The sequence below is a fragment of the Phycisphaerales bacterium genome (assembly GCA_035627955.1).
Classification (GTDB): domain Bacteria; phylum Planctomycetota; class Phycisphaerae; order Phycisphaerales; family UBA1924; genus JAEYTB01.
This window is the reverse complement of sequence record DASPKU010000008.1, coordinates 94052-111900: the sequence shown is the minus strand read 5'-3', so window position 1 is coordinate 111900 and position 17849 is coordinate 94052. Positions and strand designations below refer to the sequence as shown.

Annotated in this window: 14 protein-coding genes; 11 read left to right on the top strand and 3 right to left on the bottom strand. The window is 67.9% G+C overall.

Going from position 1 to position 17849, the window contains the following annotated elements; all coding sequences use genetic code 11:
• Positions 1 to 8: 8 nt before the first annotated feature.
• On the bottom strand, positions 9 to 1010 hold the full coding sequence (locus tag VD997_08195; protein HYE61964.1) for a hypothetical protein: 1002 nt from the start codon (positions 1008 to 1010) through the stop codon (positions 9 to 11).
• Between the two features lie 106 nt (positions 1011 to 1116).
• Here VD997_08195 and VD997_08190 point away from each other — a divergent pair, with 106 nt between their 5' ends.
• From VD997_08190 to VD997_08175, 4 genes are all read left to right on the top strand, one after another.
• A complete protein-coding gene (locus VD997_08190; protein ID HYE61963.1) occupies positions 1117 to 1998 on the top strand; it encodes a PA2169 family four-helix-bundle protein in 882 nt (293 codons plus the stop codon).
• A 74-nt stretch (positions 1999 to 2072) separates the two neighbouring features.
• Positions 2073 to 2258 (top strand): hypothetical protein, encoded by a 186-nt coding sequence (locus tag VD997_08185; GenBank protein HYE61962.1) that lies wholly within the window; start codon positions 2073 to 2075, stop codon positions 2256 to 2258.
• 113 nt (positions 2259 to 2371) lie between these two features.
• The gene (locus VD997_08180; GenBank protein HYE61961.1) at positions 2372 to 3424 is read left to right on the top strand and encodes a ligase-associated DNA damage response exonuclease; all 1053 of its coding nucleotides are present in this window, start codon (positions 2372 to 2374) and stop codon (positions 3422 to 3424) included.
• Complete coding sequence (locus VD997_08175) at positions 3421 to 5133, top strand: ATP-dependent DNA ligase (protein ID HYE61960.1); 1713 nt, start codon at positions 3421 to 3423, stop codon at positions 5131 to 5133. The genes VD997_08180 and VD997_08175 overlap by 4 nt, the downstream gene beginning before the upstream one ends.
• Here VD997_08175 and VD997_08170 read toward each other — a convergent pair.
• Complete coding sequence (locus VD997_08170; GenBank protein ID HYE61959.1) at positions 5063 to 7003, bottom strand: AI-2E family transporter; 1941 nt, start codon at positions 7001 to 7003, stop codon at positions 5063 to 5065. The genes VD997_08175 and VD997_08170 overlap by 71 nt on opposite strands.
• A 276-nt stretch (positions 7004 to 7279) precedes the next feature.
• Between VD997_08170 and VD997_08165 the strand changes: the two genes are divergently transcribed.
• From VD997_08165 to VD997_08150, 4 genes are all read left to right on the top strand, one after another.
• Positions 7280 to 8143 carry a DUF4394 domain-containing protein gene (locus tag VD997_08165; protein HYE61958.1) on the top strand — a complete coding sequence of 288 codons (864 nt, stop codon included), beginning with the start codon at positions 7280 to 7282 and terminating at the stop codon, positions 8141 to 8143.
• 160 nt (positions 8144 to 8303) lie between these two features.
• Complete coding sequence (locus VD997_08160) at positions 8304 to 10397, top strand: M3 family metallopeptidase (GenBank protein ID HYE61957.1); 2094 nt, start codon at positions 8304 to 8306, stop codon at positions 10395 to 10397.
• A 54-nt stretch (positions 10398 to 10451) separates the two neighbouring features.
• Positions 10452 to 11258 carry a TIGR00266 family protein gene (locus tag VD997_08155; protein ID HYE61956.1) on the top strand — a complete coding sequence of 269 codons (807 nt, stop codon included), beginning with the start codon at positions 10452 to 10454 and terminating at the stop codon, positions 11256 to 11258.
• Between the two features lie 691 nt (positions 11259 to 11949).
• Positions 11950 to 12372 (top strand): hypothetical protein, encoded by a 423-nt coding sequence (locus tag VD997_08150; GenBank protein ID HYE61955.1) that lies wholly within the window; start codon positions 11950 to 11952, stop codon positions 12370 to 12372.
• A 97-nt stretch (positions 12373 to 12469) separates the two neighbouring features.
• On the opposite strand, the gene VD997_08145 is transcribed toward VD997_08150, so the two are convergent.
• Entirely contained in the window at positions 12470 to 14659 is a 2190-nt protein-coding gene (locus VD997_08145) for a UbiD family decarboxylase domain-containing protein (protein HYE61954.1), read from the bottom strand.
• A 13-nt stretch (positions 14660 to 14672) separates the two neighbouring features.
• On the opposite strand from VD997_08145, the gene VD997_08140 reads away from it, so the two are divergent.
• The 3 genes from VD997_08140 to VD997_08130 all read left to right on the top strand — a co-directional run bounded on the left by VD997_08140 (position 14673) and on the right by VD997_08130 (position 17773).
• Entirely contained in the window at positions 14673 to 15383 is a 711-nt protein-coding gene (locus VD997_08140; protein ID HYE61953.1) for a class I SAM-dependent methyltransferase, read from the top strand.
• A gap of 78 nt (positions 15384 to 15461) precedes the next feature.
• Positions 15462 to 16568 (top strand): ABC transporter ATP-binding protein, encoded by a 1107-nt coding sequence (locus VD997_08135; GenBank protein ID HYE61952.1) that lies wholly within the window; start codon positions 15462 to 15464, stop codon positions 16566 to 16568.
• Positions 16565 to 17773, top strand: coding sequence for a hypothetical protein (locus tag VD997_08130; GenBank protein HYE61951.1), 1209 nt, complete (start codon positions 16565 to 16567; stop codon positions 17771 to 17773). The genes VD997_08135 and VD997_08130 overlap by 4 nt, the downstream gene beginning before the upstream one ends.
• The last annotated feature ends 76 nt before the right edge of the window (positions 17774 to 17849 follow it).

Sequence of the window (17849 nt, the reverse complement as noted above, 5' to 3'; positions counted from 1 at the left end):
TCCAACCGTCACAGCTCCGCCCACACCCCGCCCGCACGGGCGCTGTCCAGCGCCGCCGCCGTGAACCGGCAGGCCCGCGTCAGGTCCACAGTCGTGGGGAACTCCCGCCCCAGACCCTTCCGCGCCCGCCCCTCGCGCTTCGCCCGCACCGCCTCGAACATCCCGCGGTACAGGTTGGCCAGCGCCTCCACCCCGCCCTCGTTCCCCCCCGCGCTCCGCACCGCCTCCGCCGCGAGCGGCCCCGCCTCCGCGTGCGCGGCCGTGATCACCTCTGTCGGCCTGCCGACGGGCGTCACGCGCACCAGCCCGGGCGCGCTGGTGGACCACTCCAAGGTGCCCTGCTCACCCTGCACCCGCACCGCGAGCCGCGCCCGCGCACCCGTGCGGGACAGCGTCATCACCCCGCGGCTGTGCCCCTCGAGGCGCAGCAGGATCTGTGCGTCATCGTGCCCGCGCGTCACCGGGTTGAGCACCGCCTCTGCACACACCGCCCGCACCTTCAACCCTGTCACTGTGGACAAGAAGCACTCGGCCGCCGGCGCGAGCGACGTGATGACATGCCCGCTGGCCGCCGCCCCGCCCGGCGCCGGCCGCGCCCGCGTGTGCTCCACGAACACCGCGTGCACCTGCCCCAGCCGGCGCTCGCGCAGCATCCACAGCGCCGCCCGCGACATCGGGTACGCCGTATCAGCCCACGCCAACGCGATGATGCTCCCGCTCTGCCGGGCCGTCCGTGCGAGGTCCTCGGCCTCCTCGGGCGCGAGCGCCGGCGGCTCGAGCATCAGGTGGGTTCCAGCTCCGATCAGCGCACGCAGGCACGCCGGTTCCGCAGCACCCGCCAGCGCGATCACATCGGGCCGAGACTCGGCCGCAACGTCGAGCACCTGCCCCCAATCCTTCAGCGCCAGCGTGTGCGAGATCACCCCCTCCCCATCGAGCGTCGCCGCGGCACGGTGCAGGTGGTTGCAGGGGTTGTTCGCGCCCGGAGCGGTCAGGAGGGCCACACGCATGGGGCATTCTAAAGGAATCGCCCCGCCCAGATGAAGAGACCGCGCCCGCGCCCCTCACTGCCGGCTCACCCCGTCCCGCGACGCTTCTCCCGTCAGGAGGTGACTGATGGAGCAGGCAAACCAGGGCCAGAGCCAGGACCGCGACACGCGCCAGGAAGGCGGCCGGTTCGGGCGCGAGAAGGACACCGAGATCCCCTCCGGCAACCAGCCGGCTCGGACGCAGCACTCCGAGCAGAAGCCCCCCGTCAGTTCCACCCTCGAGCTCGACTTCTGGCGCGAGAACTACCAGCACCGCCCCTACGTCGAGCCCGGCGCCACCTACGACGAGTACGCCCCCGCCTACCGCTACGGCTGGGAGGCCTACACCACCCACGCCGGAATGGGCCGCAAGTTCGAAGAGCTCGAGCCCGACCTCGAGTCCCGCTGGGACACCTACCGCGGCCTCTCCAAACTCTCCTGGGAGCAGGCCCGCCACGCCGCCAAGGACGCATGGACCCGCATCGAGCGCGGCGGCGCGACCCGCGAGGCCGACACCAAGTGGGTCCCCATGCTCCACGACCTGCTCCAAATCTGCATGGACGGCGTCAAGGGCTTCGACCTCGCCGCAGACAAGGTCCCTCCGCAGCACGCCGGCATGTTCCGCCAGTTCAGCGATGAACGCGAGCGCTGCGCCAACGAACTCCGCAACGAGATCAAGCGCCGCGGCGGCGACGCCGACGACGCCGCCAAGAAGGGCGACCTCACCGGCGCCATGCACCGAGGCTGGATCAACCTCAAGGCCGCACTCACCAGCGGCGAGAAGGCCGTGATCGACGAGTGCGAGCGCGGCGAGGACGCGGCCGTCGAGGCCTACCAGAACGCCCTCAATGAGAACGCGCTGCCCCCCGACGTCGAGGTCATCCTCTCCCGCCATTACCGACTTGTGAAGAACGCCCACGACCAGGTCGCGGCCATCAAGCACGCGATGGAGGCCGGCAAGGGCGAATGAACTCTCTCCCTCTCTCTCCCCCCGCCGCCGCTTGAATGCGCCGGCGGGGGTTTGCCTTCTACGAGGAGGATTGCATGGACCGCTGGGACCGTTCACCGCAGGACCGCCGTGCCGAGGAGCAGGACAGCCCGCAACGCGCCAGCGGCTCGCAGCGCCGCGTACACGAGCCGCACCGCTGGCGGCGCGAGGACCGCCCCACCACGCCGTCAGAATGGGAAGTGCAGGAGTTCTACGAGAGCTTCGACACCCCCCGCCCCTGACTCGATGCCTGGATGCCTCATGCCTTGATGCCTCTCTTTCCATTCGACCTTCCCCGCCTACTTATGTTGCCCAGGTGCGCGGCTTGGCTCTGCCGCGCCTCAACGGGTGACCCATGCCCCTGATCCAGTCCACCGCGCACGGGCTGTACTGCGAGGAGGGCGGGTTCCACATCGACCCATGGGCCCCTGTCGAGCGGGCAGTCATCACCCACGCCCACGCCGACCACGCCCGCCCCGGCAGCCGCGCCTACCTGTGCGCCCGCGAGTGCGAGGGCGTGCTGCGCCTTCGCCTGGGCGAGAGCACGCCGATCACAGCCATCGACTACGGCGAGACGGTGCAGCAGGGCGGCGTCAAGGTATCGCTGCACCCCGCCGGCCACATCCTCGGCTCCGCGCAGGTGCGTGTCGAGAGCGCAACGGGCGAGACCTGGGTTGTCAGCGGCGACTACAAGGTCGAGCCCGACCCAACGTGCCGCGCCTTTGAAGTCGTCAAGTGCCACACGCTCATCACCGAGAGCACCTTCGGCCTGCCCATCTACCGCTGGCCCTCTCAGGCCGACGTCATCGCCGACATCAACGCGTGGTGGCGATCCAACGCCGCCGAAGGCCGCACCAGCCTCGTCTTCGCGTGGCCGCTCGGCAAAGCCCAGCGCGTGCTCGCAGGGCTGGACCCCTCCATCGGCCCCATCGGCGCCCACGGCTCCATCTGGCGGCTCAACCGCGCCTACCTCGCCGCTGGAGTCCACCTCCCCGACACCCAGCGCGCCACCGGCGACGACGCCAAACGACTCCAGGGCGTGGGCCTCGTCGTCGCGCCACCGTCCACCAGCGCCACCACCTGGCTCCGCCGCCTGGCAGGCCCCGAGGGCGTCTCCACCGCCTTCGTCAGCGGCTGGATGCGCGTCCGCGGCGCACGCCGACGCCGTAACGTCGACCGCGGCTTCGTCCTCAGCGACCACTGCGACTGGCCCGGCCTCATGTGGGCCGTGCGCGAGACCGGCGCCCAGCACGTCGGTGTCACTCACGGCTTTGCGGAGCAGGTCGCCCGCTGGCTCGCCGAGCAGGGCCTTCAGACCTTTGTGGTTGCCTCCCGATACGAGGGCGAATCCGGCGAGACCCCCGAGCAGGCCGCGGCCCTTGAAGCCAGCCTCGGAGAGCCGGCGTGAAACGCTTCGCCCGCCTCTACCAGGAGCTTGATCAAACGACGAAAACGTCAGAGAAGGTCGCCGCCCTCCGCCGCTACTTCGAAGAAGCCCCGCCCGAGGACGCGGCCTGGGGCCTCATGTGCCTCGCCGGCAAACGCCTCAAGCGCACCATCAGCATCCGCGTCCTCGCCGACTCACTCAGCCAAGTCACGGGCTTCCCGGGGTGGATGCTCGGCGAGTGCTATGACGCCACGGGTGACTGGTCGGAGATGTCCACGCTGCTCCTCCCCGCGCCGGGGCGCGAACCCGACCTCCCCCTGCACCGCGTCTTCCGCGACTTCATCATCCCCATGGGCGGCAGCGACGGCCCAGGCGCGGCCATCCTCCTCAGGCACGCCTGGGAACTCCTCCCCCGCGCCCAGCTCTTCCTCTTCCACAAGCTCATCAGCGGCACCTTCCGCGTCGGGGTCGCCCGCGGCCTCGTTGTCCGCGCCCTCGCCGAGGCCGCCGGCATCGAGCCCGACACCATCGCCCACCGCCTCACCGGCGCCATCGAGCCCACGCCAGAGGCATACCGCGCGCTGCTGTCCCCCCGCAGCGAGCGCGACGATATCGGCCACCCCTACCCCTTCTGCCTCGCCCACCAGCTCGACAGCGCGCCCGACACACTCGGCGATGCCCGCGACTGGCTCGCCGAATGGAAGTGGGACGGCGTCCGCGCCCAGCTCATCCGCCGCCAGGGCCGCACATTCCTCTGGTCCCGCGGCGAAGGCGTTATCAGCGACCAGTTCCCTGAGATCATCCGCATCGGAGACGCACTCCCCGATGGCACCGTGCTCGACGGTGAGGTCCTCGCGTGGAGCACGAGCGACGAGCAGCCCCGCCCCTTCAAGAGCATCCAGACCCGCCTTGGCCGCAAGGACCTCCAGCCCTCCCTCTTCGACACCACCATCATCGTCTACATGGCATTCGACCAGCTCGAGGCCGACGCCACCGACCTGCGATCCCATCCGTTCGAAGAACGCCGCGCACGCCTCGAGCAGACCGTCCGCTCGCTGCGTGACACCGGCAACCTGCCGGTCCGAACGTCCGAGCTGATCCCGCACGAGTCATGGGACGACCTCGCCACCGCCCGCGCCAAGGCCGCGGAATCCCGCGTCTCCGAAGGCCTCATGCTCAAGCACCGCACCTCGGTCTACCACGTCGGCCGCGTCAAGGGCAATGCGAGCGCCGGCGACGCCGGCTGGTGGAAGTGGAAGGTCGATCCTTACTCCGTTGACGCCGTGCTCCTCTACGCCCAGCCCGGCTCCGGCCGGCGCGCCGGCCTCTTCACCGACTACACCTTCGCAGTGTGGGACCGGGGCCAGCTCGTCCCCTTCGCCAAGGCCTACTCCGGCCTCACCGACGAAGAAATCCGGCGCGTCGACGCCTTCGTCCGCCGCCACACCATCGACCGCCGCGGCCCCGTCCGCTTCCTCGAGCCCAAGCTCGTCATGGAGATCGCCTTCCAGGAAATCCACCCCTCCACCCGCCACCGCTCCGGCGTCGCCGTCCGCTTCCCGCGCATCGCCCGGATCCGAGACGACAAGAAGCCGCAGGACGCTGACACCCTCGACAACCTCCGCAAGCTCATTTCACTAGACGAAGCCGCCGACGCCGTCAGGCCGAAGCGCGCCCCGGCCCGCGGTTCTGCTCGTCCCCCCGGTCCACAGCGCCCGCCTCAGGCATGACCTTCGGCGCGGCCTCGCTCAGGTACTGCACCGCCTCCGCCATCGATCCCACGATCGCCTCAAACCCCGACGCCTCGAGCCGCGACCGCAGCGTCGACTCCGCCGTCACCCCCCACACCGCCCCGATGTAGCGGTAGTCCGCCGCCCGCCGGCGCGCGATCTTCGCCCGGGCCCTCGCATGGGTCGACGCGTGCGGCGGCACCGACGACACCAGGATGTAGTCGGGCTGGTGCTCGGCCACGATCGCCGACAGATCGGTCCCAAGGTCATCGATGTCCAGCGCCCGCACGCTAACCCCGACCGAGTGCGCCAGCTTCTCCAGCATGCACCCGGCGATCGCGTCCGCCTCGTCCCGCGCCGGGATCGAGAGCACCCGCAGCCGCTCGATCGGGGACGACAGACGCGGCAGCCTGGGCGTGGGCGGCTTCTGCGGGTCGGGTGCAGGCAGCGTTGGCGCTTCGGCCTCCCGGGCGAGCTCCAGCTGCGAGTACTTGAGGGCCGCGTCTTCCACGACCTCCGCTGTCACCTTCAGGATGAAGTCGTAGTGCGCCCGGTCCAGCTTCTCATCCTCCAGCTCGGTATCCGCGCTCTTGAGCGCCGGCAGCAGCACGTCGTCGTAAAGCTCGGTGAGCGAGTGGCCCTCGATGTACTGAAGCGCAACCTCGCTCGCTTCCTCGCCGTCCATCGCGATGAGCCGCTGGTAGTACTTGGCCGCGGGCTCCAGCACCGGCTGGTCGCCCAGCATGACGGCCAGGAACGACAGCTGCGGCACGTGCCGCCCCGCAACGACCAGGCACGTCGTCAGCGGTGTCGCCAGCAGCATGCCCGGAATCCCCCACAGCCAGCCCCAGAAGATGGCCGCGAGCAGCAGCGCCATCGCCGAGATCCCCGTCGACGCCCCGTACATGAACGGCTCGATGAAGTTATTGCTGATGATCTCGTACACCACAAGGAACAGCACCACGTGCAGCGGCTGCGTCCACCCCGGCGCCGTTGCGATGGTCAGCGCGATGGGCAGCAGCGCCGCCGTGATCGCCCCCACGTACGGGATGTACCGCAGCACCGCCGCCAGGAACCCCCACAGCAGCGCGTTGGGCACATCCAGCAGGTACAACCCCAACCCGATGCACGCCCCGTTCATCGTGTTGATGATGAACTGCATCCGCAGGAACTTGCCGATCCGGGCGGAGAGCTCGTCGAGGGCGGCGGTGGTGGTTGTGAGCCGCCCCCGCGAGACAAGGCGGATGAAGCGGTCGCGGAGGTCGTCCCACTGGAACAGGATGAACACGGCGAAGACGAGCGTGATGCCGATCATCGCGATGGGCTCGAGGATGGGCCCGGCGTATTCCTGGAGGGTGGTGAGGGCGCCTTCGGGGGGCTCGACCACGGTGACCGGCAGCGGGTCGCCCGAGGGCTCGTCGGGCGCGTTGCCCTGCTGGAGGCGCTTGAGCATCTCCCCGAATCGCTCGAACACGCCGCCGGCGGGGCCCTGCACCTCGGCGAGCTTGGCGCGCATGTTGTCGGTGTGCTGTGGCAGGGTGGTGATGACGTTCATGAACTGACGGAACACGAGCCAGCCGATGGCAACAACCGGGATGAGGGCGAGGGTCGAGACGATGAGGACAGAGGCTCCGTGGGAGAAGCGGAGCTTCTTGAGCCGCTCGACAAGCGGCTGGAGGAGCATGGCGATGAACGCGGCGAGGGCGAGAGGGATCAGGAGCTCCTTGGCCGCGTAGAGGAGGATGACGACGCCGACGATGGTGGCGACGGTCGTGAGGGTGGGGGTGGTAATCGGCGCCGCGGGAAGGATGAGGATGGGTTTCCCATTGGCCGGCTGCTCGAGGGTGCGTGCACCCCGGTAGAAGCTCATGAGGCGTGCCACAGGGTTGAAGCGGCGTAGTTGCGTAGTTTGCGGGGTGGGTTCTTGCATACTTGGCGCTGCTTCCAAAGGGCCCGAGTCGACACCATGTGATGCGCTTGTAAGGGCGCGCAAGTCGGGTCGGTGAATGAGCCCTTACCGCATGTAACCCCTTGCCACGCTTGGGGCAGATTCACTGGCGCCTCAGAACCCAGCCGCCTATTCCGCCAGTGCAGAAGGGGTTTCTGCTCAGGAGGCGTTCCCTTTAGGAGATTACCAATGGTGCGTATGACGAAGGCAGCGGCGGCGCTGGCTGGGTGTGCGGCTCTCACGGCGCTCGGCATCCAGGCAAAGGCGGAGATCATCGCGGCGACCACGTTCCAGAACTTCCTCGTGACCTGGGACAGCGCCGACCCCACGAACATCCTTACCGGCGTGGCCATCCAGGGCCTGGCGCAGAACGAGACGGTGCTGGGCCTGGACATGCGGCCCTCGACCAGCCAGCTGTACGCGCTGGGCAGCTTCGGGCGGCTGTACACCATCGACCTGCAGAGCGGGCAGGCCACCCGTATCGGCACCAACCCCTTCAACCCGGCGCTGAACGGCTCGAACTTCGGCACTGACTTCAACCCGCAGACCGACCAGATGCGGATCGTGAGCAACGCCAAGCAGAACCTGCGGCTGAACCCCGGCAACGCGACGATCACCGCAGACGGCAACACCCGTCCGCTGTCGGCGGGCGAGGGCACGAACACGAACTCGAACGTCGTCCACCTGGCGCACACGAACAACGTGCCGGGCGCGACGAGCACACAGCTGTTCGCCATTGACACCGGGCGTGACCAGCTCGTGCGGTTCACCAACGGCGGAAACGCGGGCACCTGGCAGAACGTTGGCTCCCTCAACTTCGACGCCACCGAGCTCGGCGGCTTCGATGTCTCGGGCCAGAGCGGCACCGCCTTCGCCACCATGGTGAACGCCGGCCAGTCCCGCTCGACCTTCGGCACCATCAACCTCACCAGCGGCACCTTCACGCCCATCGATGAGGTTGGCGGCGGCGCCATCATCACGGGGATGACCGTGATCCCCGCCCCCGGCGCGCTGGCGCTGATGGGCCTGGGCGGCCTGGCGATCATCCGCCGCCGCCGCTGAGCCGGCCTCCTGCTTCTCTGAGTCTCTTGCAGGCCCCGCCCGTCACCGACGGGCGGGGCTTTTCTTCGTCCCCGGAACCACCGCTCGCGCGCACCGCCGGAGCGCCCACTCACGCGCGGGGTTACACTTGCGCCCTCACTCTTGACTGGAGGCTCTCCCCATGCGTTCATGTGGTCACGCGGCGGCGGTTTTGGCGGTGCTCGCAGGTCTCGCGCTCCCGGCATTCGCCCAGAAGGCGACGGAACGTCCGCCCGCCCCTTCCGGTGTGAAAACCGCCAACCGCACGCCCGTCACCCACCCCGACATGAACGTCGACCCCGCCTTCAAGCGCGCTGATGACGCCGTGAAGGCCATCGTGAGCGTCCCCGACGCCAGGCGCACCTTCGAGAACACCATCGGCGCGATCGACGACCTGCTCGCCCGGCTCGAGGACGAGACCAGCATGGTCCAGTTCATGGGCTACGTCCACCCCGACGCCGCGATCCGCGACCAGGCCCAGGCGGCGGAGGAGCGGTACGGCAACTGGCTCATCGACCTGGGCAAGCGTGAGGACCTGTACAAGGCGGTGCAGGCGTACGCCCAAAGCAGCCCCAAGCTCGAGGGCGAGCAGAAGCGCCTCCTCGACTTCATCCAGCGCGACTTCCGCCGCAACGGCATGGGACTGTCCGCGGACAAGCGGGCACGCCTCACCGAAGTCCAGAAGGAAATCAACAGGCTGAACATCGAGTTCAGCAAGAACATCGCCGAGGACCAGAGCACCGTCCACCTCACGCGGGACGAGCTCCGCGGCATGCCCGAGGAGTTCCTGGCGGGCCTGAAGCGGTCGGGCGACATCTTCCTTGTCGGCCTCTCCAACCCGGAGTACATGCCGATCCAGGAGTCGTGCGAGATCGAGAGCACGCGCGAGAAGATGTGGCTGGCGCACAAGCGGCGGGCGGGGCAGAAGAACGTCGCGATCCTGGAGAAGAGCCTGAAGCTCAAGGCTGAGCAGGCGCAGCTGCTGGGGTATGCGCACGAGAGCGACTATCAGGCCGAGGTGCGGATGGCCAAGGACGCCAAGACGATCGCGGCTTTCTACGAGAAGCTCCGCCCCCTCGTCCGCAAGAAGGCCGAGAAGGACCACGCCGAGCTCACCGCCGCCAAGCGTCAGCACACCAGCGACGACAACGCGACCCTCCAGCCCTGGGACTACTTCTTCTACAACAACTACCTGCTGCGCACCAAGTACGCCGTGGACAGCCAGAAGGTGAAGGAGTACTTCCCGCTGGACCGCACCATCGACGGCCTGTTCAGCATCACGCAGTCGCTCTTCGGCCTCGAGTACAAGGACGTCACCGCGGCCCGGGCTGGCACCAGCGAGCGACCCCTCTGGCACCCCGAGGTCCGCCTCTTCGAGGTCTACGACAAGGCCAGCGGCACGATGATCGGCGAGTTCTACCTCGACCTCCACCCGCGCGAGAACAAGTACAACCACGCGGCCCAGTGGGGGCTGTCGCAGCACAAGGTCTGGTCCGACGGGCGCGTGACCCGCCCTCTCGCCGCCCTGGTCTGCAACTTCACCAAGCCCACCGCCGAAAAGCCCAGCCTCCTCGACCACAAGGGCGAGGTCGACACCTTCTTCCACGAGTTCGGCCACTGCCTGCACACGATCGTGAGCGAGGCGAGGTTCAACCGCTTCGCCGGCACCAACGTCGAGCTCGACTTCGTCGAGGCCCCCAGCCAGATGTTCGAGGAGTGGGTGTGGGACGCCAAGGTGCTCTCCACCTTCGCGCGGCATTACAAGACCGGCGAGGCGATCCCCGCCGACCTCGTTGACGCCATGGTCCGCGCCCGGCGGGTCGGCAGCGGCATGGATGCCGAAACCCAGTTTTTCTACGGCCTCACCGACCAGGCCTACGAAACCACAAGCGACGGCGTCGTCGATACCACCAAGGTCGCCCACGCCCTCTACCCGCAGGCGACCATGTTCGGGAAGATGCCCGAGCACACCTACTACCAGGCCGCGTTCGGGCACCTCATGAACTACTCCGCGGGCTACTACGGGTACATGTGGTCGCTGGTGTACGCGAGCGACATGGCGGTGCGGTTCAAGGAGCTGGGGATGCTCAGCCCGGAGGCGGGGATGTACTACCGCAGAAAGATCATCAGCCAGGGGGGTACGCGGGACGCGATGGACCTGGTGAAGGACTACCTCGGGCGCGAGCCGCGGCTGGACTCGTTCCTGGAGCACCTGGGGCTTGAAGAAGGTAAGTGACGTGCCCGCGGTTAGAGTCCGCTCTTTCCCCTGTTCTCTCATCCCACCACAACCATGACCACACCAGACACTATCGACTTTCGCATCATCGGCGAGGACCTTCAGGCTGTCATCGTGACGCTCGACCCTGGGGAGGCGGTGGTCGCTGAGGCGGGCGCGATGATGTACATGCAGCAGGGCATCGAGATGGGCACGCAGATGTCCATGAAGCAGGGTGGAGGGCTGCTCGGGAAGCTGTTTGAGGCGGGGAAGCGTGCGCTCACGGGCGACTCGTTCTTCGTGACGTACTTCACGAACAACTACCGGGAGCGGCAGGATGTCGCGTTCGCCGCGCCGTATCCGGGGCGGATCGTGCCCGTGGAACTGGGGGACTACCGCGGGACGCTGATCTGCCAGAAGGACTCGTTCCTGTGTGCCGCCCGCGGCGTGAACGTGGACATCGCGTTCAACCGGCGCATCGGGACGGGGTTGTTCGGGGGTGAGGGGTTCATCCTGCAGAAGCTCAGCAGCCCCAGCGGGCGGGGTCAGGCCTTCCTGCACGCGGGCGGGACGATCCTCACGCAGACGCTGCGGGCGGGCGAGGTGCTGCGGGTTGACACCGGGTGCCTGGTCGCGTTCGAGCCGAGCGTGGACTACGACATTCAGATGGTCCCTGGGTTCAAGAACATGCTGTTCGGCGGCGAGGGGTTGTTTTTCGCACAGATGACCGGGCCGGGCACTGTGTGGTTGCAGACGCTGCCCTTCAGCCGGCTGGCGGACCGCATTCACGCCGCGAGCCCCGCGGCCGGCGGCCGCCGACGCGACGAGGGTTCGGTCCTCGGCGGGCTGGGCGGGCTGCTGGACGGGGACAACCGGTACTAGCGATTCAGTCGAACGGCGCGGGTGCGGCGGGTGCGGGCGGTGTGTGCGCGGGGGGTGCTGCACGCGCATGAGGAGCTTGTACGCGCTGGCGACGGCGCGGAGGATGGTGGTGGCGCTGCGGCGGGACTCGGTGTTGTGGTGGTCGAGCTGCTTGGTTGAGTGGGGCGGCGGGGTGAGCATGCGGGCGAGGGTTTCGAGGGCGAGGGCTTCGAAGCGGGCCAGGGAGAGCTTGCGGTGGGCCGCGATGTAGGGGGCGATTTCCGGGCGCTCGCTGAAGGTGAGAATGTTGAGGGGCGTAGAGCGTGCGTCGCTGGCAGTGGCGAGGGGATCGAAGTCGTTGAGGAGGAGGGCGGTGAGGGTGGACTGGTCCTCGGGGGAAAGTGGCGGGAGGGGGCAGGGGGAGGAAGGGCTGGAGGAAGAAGATATTTGGGATTGAGGATGTGGGATTTGGGATGTCGTGGGCATGGCGTGATCCTCGCGCGGGGAGTGGTGGTGCTACGAGGAAGTTAGATGCGCGGCGGCGCGGCGAGAAGGGGGGTTGTGCGCATGTCCACGATCTTGCGCACAGATGTTGTTGTGACATTCGCAAGTGATTGCGGCGACAGGTTCAGAAATCTTGTTGGCGGAGCAGGGGTTGACCGCGGGCAGATCAGGGTGTTGCGGCGGGGTGCGTGCTGGTATGCTGGCGTGCATGGTCGCCAATCAGCCTGCGCCGGGCGACAAGCCCGAGGATGACTTCCCGGAGGTGATGGACGAACGGGAGATGATGAGTCTCCAGGGGGAGTGCTCGCCGAAGGATGATCACTTCGGGCCGCCGGAGAAGCCGTGCGAGGTGACGTGCCTGCACTGCGGGAAGCGGTATGGGAGCGAGCTGATCGTGTGGCGTGTGAGCACGATGAAGGATGGGTCGCAGCACGGGTTCTGGTGCTGCCCTGTGCCGGGGTGCGACGGCGCGGGGTTCCTGATGGACATCTACCCGGTGGACCCGAACTGGGATGGGCAGGGCGGTGTCACGGGCGGGTGGTTTGATGATGATGGGAACCCGTGCCCGCCGCCGTGGATTGACGAGGAGAATGGGGGGACGGGGAAGTTTGAGGGGGAGGTACCGTTCTAGTGGCGACGAACTGGGTGCGGTGACGTGGCCAGGACTGGTGTCGCCGCGGGGCCCGCACTGACGCTTGGGCTACCTGCTTCCAGGGCCTGTGGCGGATTCAAAGGCTGTACTCGGGCCAGCGTTGGGTTACTCTCGTCTTCGTAGGCTCGTCCATAGTGATGATCGGGGGCCAGTCGCGGCAGGGGAGGCCATTGGCGGTTTCGGTGGGGAGTTTGGGGGTGGCGTCGAATGCGACGCGCCGGCCACAGAGCGAGAACGTGTGATCGCGTTGGGGGTCGCTGTTTGCAAGCCAGTGGAAGAGGGCGGAGTCGATGCTCTGCACGTCGGCGTCTGGGCCGACGAGGATGATGTAGCGGGGGATGGCGACTTCGTTGGGGAGTGAGCCAAGGGCCTTGATGGTGGCGGGGCCCCGGGCGGCATCGGTCTTGTTGAGCTTGATGAGGAGCCAGTGACCGGCGAGTGCTCCGGGGATCGCGGCGTCGAGGACGTGGGGTAGCTCGCGGATGCGCTGCTCGGCGCGGCGGGCGTCGTCGGCGAGCACCGCGTTGATCGGAGTGGTGCGGCAGACTTCGGCGGCGACGGGTGATTGCGAGCGGGCGGCTGGGTGGGTCTCGGCGTCGCTGGTTTTGCGGGTGGCGTCGAAGCCGATCTTGCCGCCGGCGCCGAGGAAGGGGGCGGCGTGGTCGAGGATGTCGAGCGGGCCGCGGACGAGCTCGGTGTCGCGGGCGGGGACGCAGCGGTCCCCCACTGCTGCCATGACGGCGTTGGTGTCGTGGAGGTCGATGTCTTCGTCGACGACGACGATGGACTTGGTCCAGCTCATCTGGCCGGCGCCCCAGATGGCGTGCATGACGCGGCGGGCGTGGTAGGGGTATTCCTTCTTGATCTTGAGGAACGCGCAGTTGTGGAACGCGCCGAACATCGGCAGGTCGTAGTCGATGATGTCGGGGACGATGGTGCGGAGCAGCGGGAGGAAGAGGCGCTCGGTGGCCTTGCCGAGGTAGTAGTCCTCCTGCGGGGGGAGGCCGACGATGGTGGTCGGGTAGATCGGGTTCTTGCGGTGGGTGATGGCCGTGACTTCGAGGATGGGATAGCGGTCGGGGAGGGAGTAGAAGCCGGTGTGGTCGCCGAAGGGGCCTTCGAAGACGGCGCCGGAGCCGAGGGGTGAGGGAAGTGGCAAAGTGGCAGAGTGGCTGAGTGGCAAAGTGGAAGAGTTGTGCGCACCAGCGTCCCACTTTGCCACTTCGTCACTTTGCCACTTTGCCACTTGTACGCGGGGATCAAACCCGGGGAAGCCCGCGCGGGTGTCGACGTAGCCTTCGATGACGATCTCGGCGTTGGCGGGGACGGCGAGGGGGACGGTTTTGCAGTCCACCAGCGGGATCGCGCCCTTGTTGAGGAAGCCGGCGAGGAGGAGTTCGCTGATGCCGGGGGGCATGGGGGCGGTCGCGGCGTAGGGGAGGACGCTCTCGCCCCCGAGGACGATGGCGACGGGCATGCGCTCGCCTCTGGCTTTCCAGCTGCGCCAGTGGCGGGCGCCGTCGTGGTGCATGTGCCAGTGCATGGCGAGCGTGCGCTTGCCGAAGAACTGCACGCGGTACATGCCGATGTTGCGGCTGGGGGGAGCGGGGTGGCCGAGGTCATCGCGGTGGATGGTGTGGATGCCAGCGAGGGTGATGTAGCGGCCGCGATGCTTTGCATCCCATTCGGGGCCGTGCTCGACGCCAGGGATGTTGTGGTTGATGTCGGCGGGGTAGCCGAGCGCGGCGAGGTCGCCGTCGTGGGGCCAGCAGCGGAGGAGGGGGAGGCGGCGGAGGTCGATCTGGTCGCCGGTGAGGGTGACCTCCTGGCAGAGGCCGGTGCGGACTTTCTTTGGCGGGATGCGGGCGAGTTCGAGGAGTTCGGGGAGTTTCTGGAGCTTGGCAAGGAGGGTGGGTGGGGGTTCGGGCTTGATGAGCTTGCCAATGCGGTCGGCGAGGCCTTCGAGGCCGATCGCGGGGTCACAGCCCAGGGCCATCTCGACGCGCCGATAGCTGCCGTAGGCGTTGATGAGGACGGGCCAGTCAGAGCCCTCGACGTTGTCGAAGAGGAGGGCGTGGCCGCCGTTGGCGTGGTGGCGGGGGTCGGTGCGGCGGGCGGCGGGAGATGGGAGGCTGGGGGCGGGGGACTTGCTGACGCGGTCGGTGATTTCGCTGATTTCGAGGATGGGCGAGACGCGGGCGGAGATTCGCTTCAGCTCGCCGGATTGTGCGAGGGCACGAACAAAGTCCTGGGTGGTCTCATACATTCCAGCACAGCCTATGACCTCGAACGAACATCTGCGCGGGTCCCCCACTGCTGGTTCTGCTGCTGGAGAGGCCGCGGGCGCGAAGCCGGGCAAGGCCCACGAGCACGCGGCCAAGCGGGACTGGCCGGCGTACTTCGCGGCGGTGGAGGGCAAGCCGGCGAGGGACACGCTGCTGAAGGCTTTGGATTTGTTCGAGCGCGAGGACGCCGCGGGCGGGGGGAAGCGGGAGCGGCTCGCGGTGGACCTTGGGTGTGGGAGCGGGCGGGACACGCTGGAGCTTTTAGGGCGCGGGTGGCGGGTGCTGGCGATCGACAGCTCGCCGCTGGCGGTTGAGTTGCTGAAGAAGAAGGTGGTGGCGGCGGAGCAGCGGTCGCGGCTGGAGACGCGGGTGGCGGGATTTGAGGGGCTCAAGCTGCCGCGCGTGGAGCTGGTGAACGCGAGCTATGCATTGCCGTTCTGTGATCCCGGGGCGTTTGAGGCGCTGTGGCGGGAGATCGTCGGGGCGATCCCGGTGGGCGGGCGGTTTGCGGGGCAGTTCTTCGGCGAGCGGGATGGGTGGGCATCGCTGCCGGACCGGACGCACCACACGCGCGATCAGGTGAATGCGATGCTGCGGGAGTTCAACCTTGAGGACCTCAAGGAGATCGAGAACCGCGAGGCGGGGGTGACGGGGGAGGTGAAGGATTGGCACATCTTCCATGTTGTTGCGCGGCGGCGGGTGTAGGAAAGCGGAAGGCGGAAAGCGGAAAGCGGAATGACAGGGACGCGGAACTCTCTAGCGACGGCAGAAACAGGACACTGAATGACTGCCACTGTGTTTGCACCTGATGTGCTGGCGACGAAGACGGGTGAGGACTTTGCAGTCGACCTGTCGCACGTGAGCAAGACGTACAAGGGGCGCGTGCATGCGCTGCGGGGCGTCGAGATGCGCGTGCGGCGGGGCGAGGTGTTCGGGCTGCTGGGTCCCAACGGGGCGGGCAAGAGCACGCTGGTGAAGATCCTGCTGACGGTGATCAGGCCGTCGCGTGCGGACGGCACCGTGCTGGGGCGGCCGGTGGGGCACAAGCCGACGCTGGCGCGGGTGGGGTACCTGCCGGAGCACCACCGGTTCCCGGATTACCTCACGGGGGCGCAGGTGGTGGACTTCTATGGGGCGCTGGCGCAGACGCCGCGGGCGGAGCGGCGGCGGCGGAGCGGCGAGCTGCTGGACCTGGTGGGGATGACCGCGTGGGCGGACAAGAAGGTGAAGGGGTATAGCAAAGGGATGCGGCAGCGCGTGGGGATCGCGCAGGCGCTGATCAACAACCCGGACCTGGTGGTGCTCGACGAACCCACCGACGGCGTTGATCCGGTGGGGCGGCGGGACATCCGTAATGTGGTGATGCGGCTGCGGGAGCAGGGGCGGACGGTTTTCCTCAACAGCCACCTCCTGAGCGAGCTGGAGATGGTGTGCGACCGCGTGGGGATCATGGTGCAGGGGAAGGTGGCGACGCAGGGGACGATCCGCGAGCTGACGGAGCCGCGGACGTACTACGAGGTGTCGCTGGAGCTGGAGCCGCGGGCGGCGCGGGCGGCGTTTGGCGAGGTGCTGCTGCTGGGGGCGAAGGGCGAGGGCGGCGAGGTCGTCAACGGGAATGACGAGAGTCGACGGGCGATCCTGCCGTGGACGCGGGGGCAGCAGCACCCGGTCGCGTGCACGCTGCACGGGAGCGACCTGCGGATCGAGACGATGAGCGCCGAGGTGGTGCAGCCGGTGATCGATGCCGCGCGGGCGCGGGGGCTGGTGATCCGTCAGGTGCGGCTGGCGAAGCCATCGCTGGAGGACCTGTTCATGGAGGCGGTGACCGATCCGACGACCGGTGAGGCGCTGCCGCCGGGGGCGTCGCGAGAAGGGGAGGCGCGGCCATGATGATGCAGACGTGGGCGATCTTCGTGGACACGTACCGTGAGTTGAACAGCAAGAAGCTGTTCTGGATCTCACTGGCCATCTCGGCGTTGTGCGTCCTGCTGTTCGTAGCGGTGGGGATCAATGACCGCGGCATCACGCTGCTGGCGTGGACAATCCCCAACCCGCTCTTCAACACCAGCTTCTGGACGCCCGCGGCCTATTACAAGTGGGTCTTCGTCAACTTCGGGGTGAATCTGTGGCTCGCGTGGATCGCGACGGTGCTGGCGCTCATCTCCACGGCCCCGATTTTCCCCGACTTCCTCGCGGGTGGGGCGGTGGAGATGGTGATCAGCAAGCCGATCGGGCGGGTGCGGCTGTTCCTGACCAAGTACTTCGCGGCCCTGCTGTTCGTGGGCGTTCAGGTCCTGGTGTTCACGGCTCTGTGCGTGGTCATGCTCGGAATCCGCGGGGGCAAGTGGGAGCCGGGGCTGCTGCTGGCGGTGCCGATCGTGCTGGCGTTCTACAGCTTTCTGTACTGCGTGTGCGCGCTGTTCGGCGTGCTCACGCGGTCGACGATCGCGTCGCTGCTGCTGACGTTCCTGGTGTGGCTGCTCCTGTTCACGCTCAATGCGGGGGACATGGGGATGTTGGTGGGGCGGGAGTTCTACAACTCGCGCCTGGAGTCGCTCGAGCGGCGTGTGCCGCGGATGGAGAAGGCCGCGCGGGAGGAGGCCGATCGGCGGGCGGAGGAGAAGCTGGCCCAAGAGGAGCAACGCGAACCGGTCAGCCCGCCGCCGTCGCGGGAGCATTCCGATGAGGAGCTTCTCGCGGCCAACCCTTTCCTGGCCCGGGGACGGCGCGACCTGGAAGAGGTGCGGGATGACGCCGAGCAGCTGCGCTTCTGGCATGGCGTCCTTGTGCACCTCAAAACGCCCTTGCCCAAAACGACCGAGACGATCGAGCTTCTGGAGCGGACCATCCTGACGCCGCAGGAGATGTCGCGGTTCAACACGGCGATCATGGGGCAGAAGCGGGACCGCGAGTTGCAGCGACGGCGGAATCGCGGCAACGCGGATGACGATTCGCTTACACACGCCGAGTCCGCCGCGGAGGCCCGGCGTGAGCTGCAGAGCCGCTCGTTGTGGTGGGTGCTGGGGACGTCGTTCGCGTTCGAGGCGGTGGTGCTGGGGATTGCGTCGTGGAGGTTCGCGCGGCGGGACTTCTGACCGCGTTCTCGCGGGAGCTGGATTCGGGTTGAAGAGGAAGGCATCAAGGCATGAGGCATCCAGGCATCGAGGCCTG

Bases quoted from the DNA above. Each gene is read 5' to 3' on its own strand.
- VD997_08170 (HYE61959.1), bottom strand. From the start codon at position 7,003: ATGAGCTTCTACCGGGGTGCACGCACCCTCGAGCAGCCGGCCAATGGG.
- VD997_08140 (HYE61953.1), top strand. From the start codon at position 14,673: ATGACCTCGAACGAACATCTGCGCGGGTCCCCCACTGCTGGTTCTGCT.
- VD997_08135 (HYE61952.1), top strand. From the start codon at position 15,462: ATGACTGCCACTGTGTTTGCACCTGATGTGCTGGCGACGAAGACGGGT.
- VD997_08165 (HYE61958.1), top strand. From the start codon at position 7,280: ATGACGAAGGCAGCGGCGGCGCTGGCTGGGTGTGCGGCTCTCACGGCG.
- VD997_08195 (HYE61964.1), bottom strand. From the start codon at position 1,010: ATGCGTGTGGCCCTCCTGACCGCTCCGGGCGCGAACAACCCCTGCAAC.
- VD997_08155 (HYE61956.1), top strand. From the start codon at position 10,452: ATGACCACACCAGACACTATCGACTTTCGCATCATCGGCGAGGACCTT.
- VD997_08185 (HYE61962.1), top strand. From the start codon at position 2,073: ATGGACCGCTGGGACCGTTCACCGCAGGACCGCCGTGCCGAGGAGCAG.
- VD997_08180 (HYE61961.1), top strand. From the start codon at position 2,372: ATGCCCCTGATCCAGTCCACCGCGCACGGGCTGTACTGCGAGGAGGGC.
- VD997_08150 (HYE61955.1), top strand. From the start codon at position 11,950: ATGGTCGCCAATCAGCCTGCGCCGGGCGACAAGCCCGAGGATGACTTC.
- VD997_08160 (HYE61957.1), top strand. From the start codon at position 8,304: ATGCGTTCATGTGGTCACGCGGCGGCGGTTTTGGCGGTGCTCGCAGGT.
- VD997_08190 (HYE61963.1), top strand. From the start codon at position 1,117: ATGGAGCAGGCAAACCAGGGCCAGAGCCAGGACCGCGACACGCGCCAG.
- VD997_08145 (HYE61954.1), bottom strand. From the start codon at position 14,659: ATGTATGAGACCACCCAGGACTTTGTTCGTGCCCTCGCACAATCCGGC.
- VD997_08130 (HYE61951.1), top strand. From the start codon at position 16,565: ATGATGATGCAGACGTGGGCGATCTTCGTGGACACGTACCGTGAGTTG.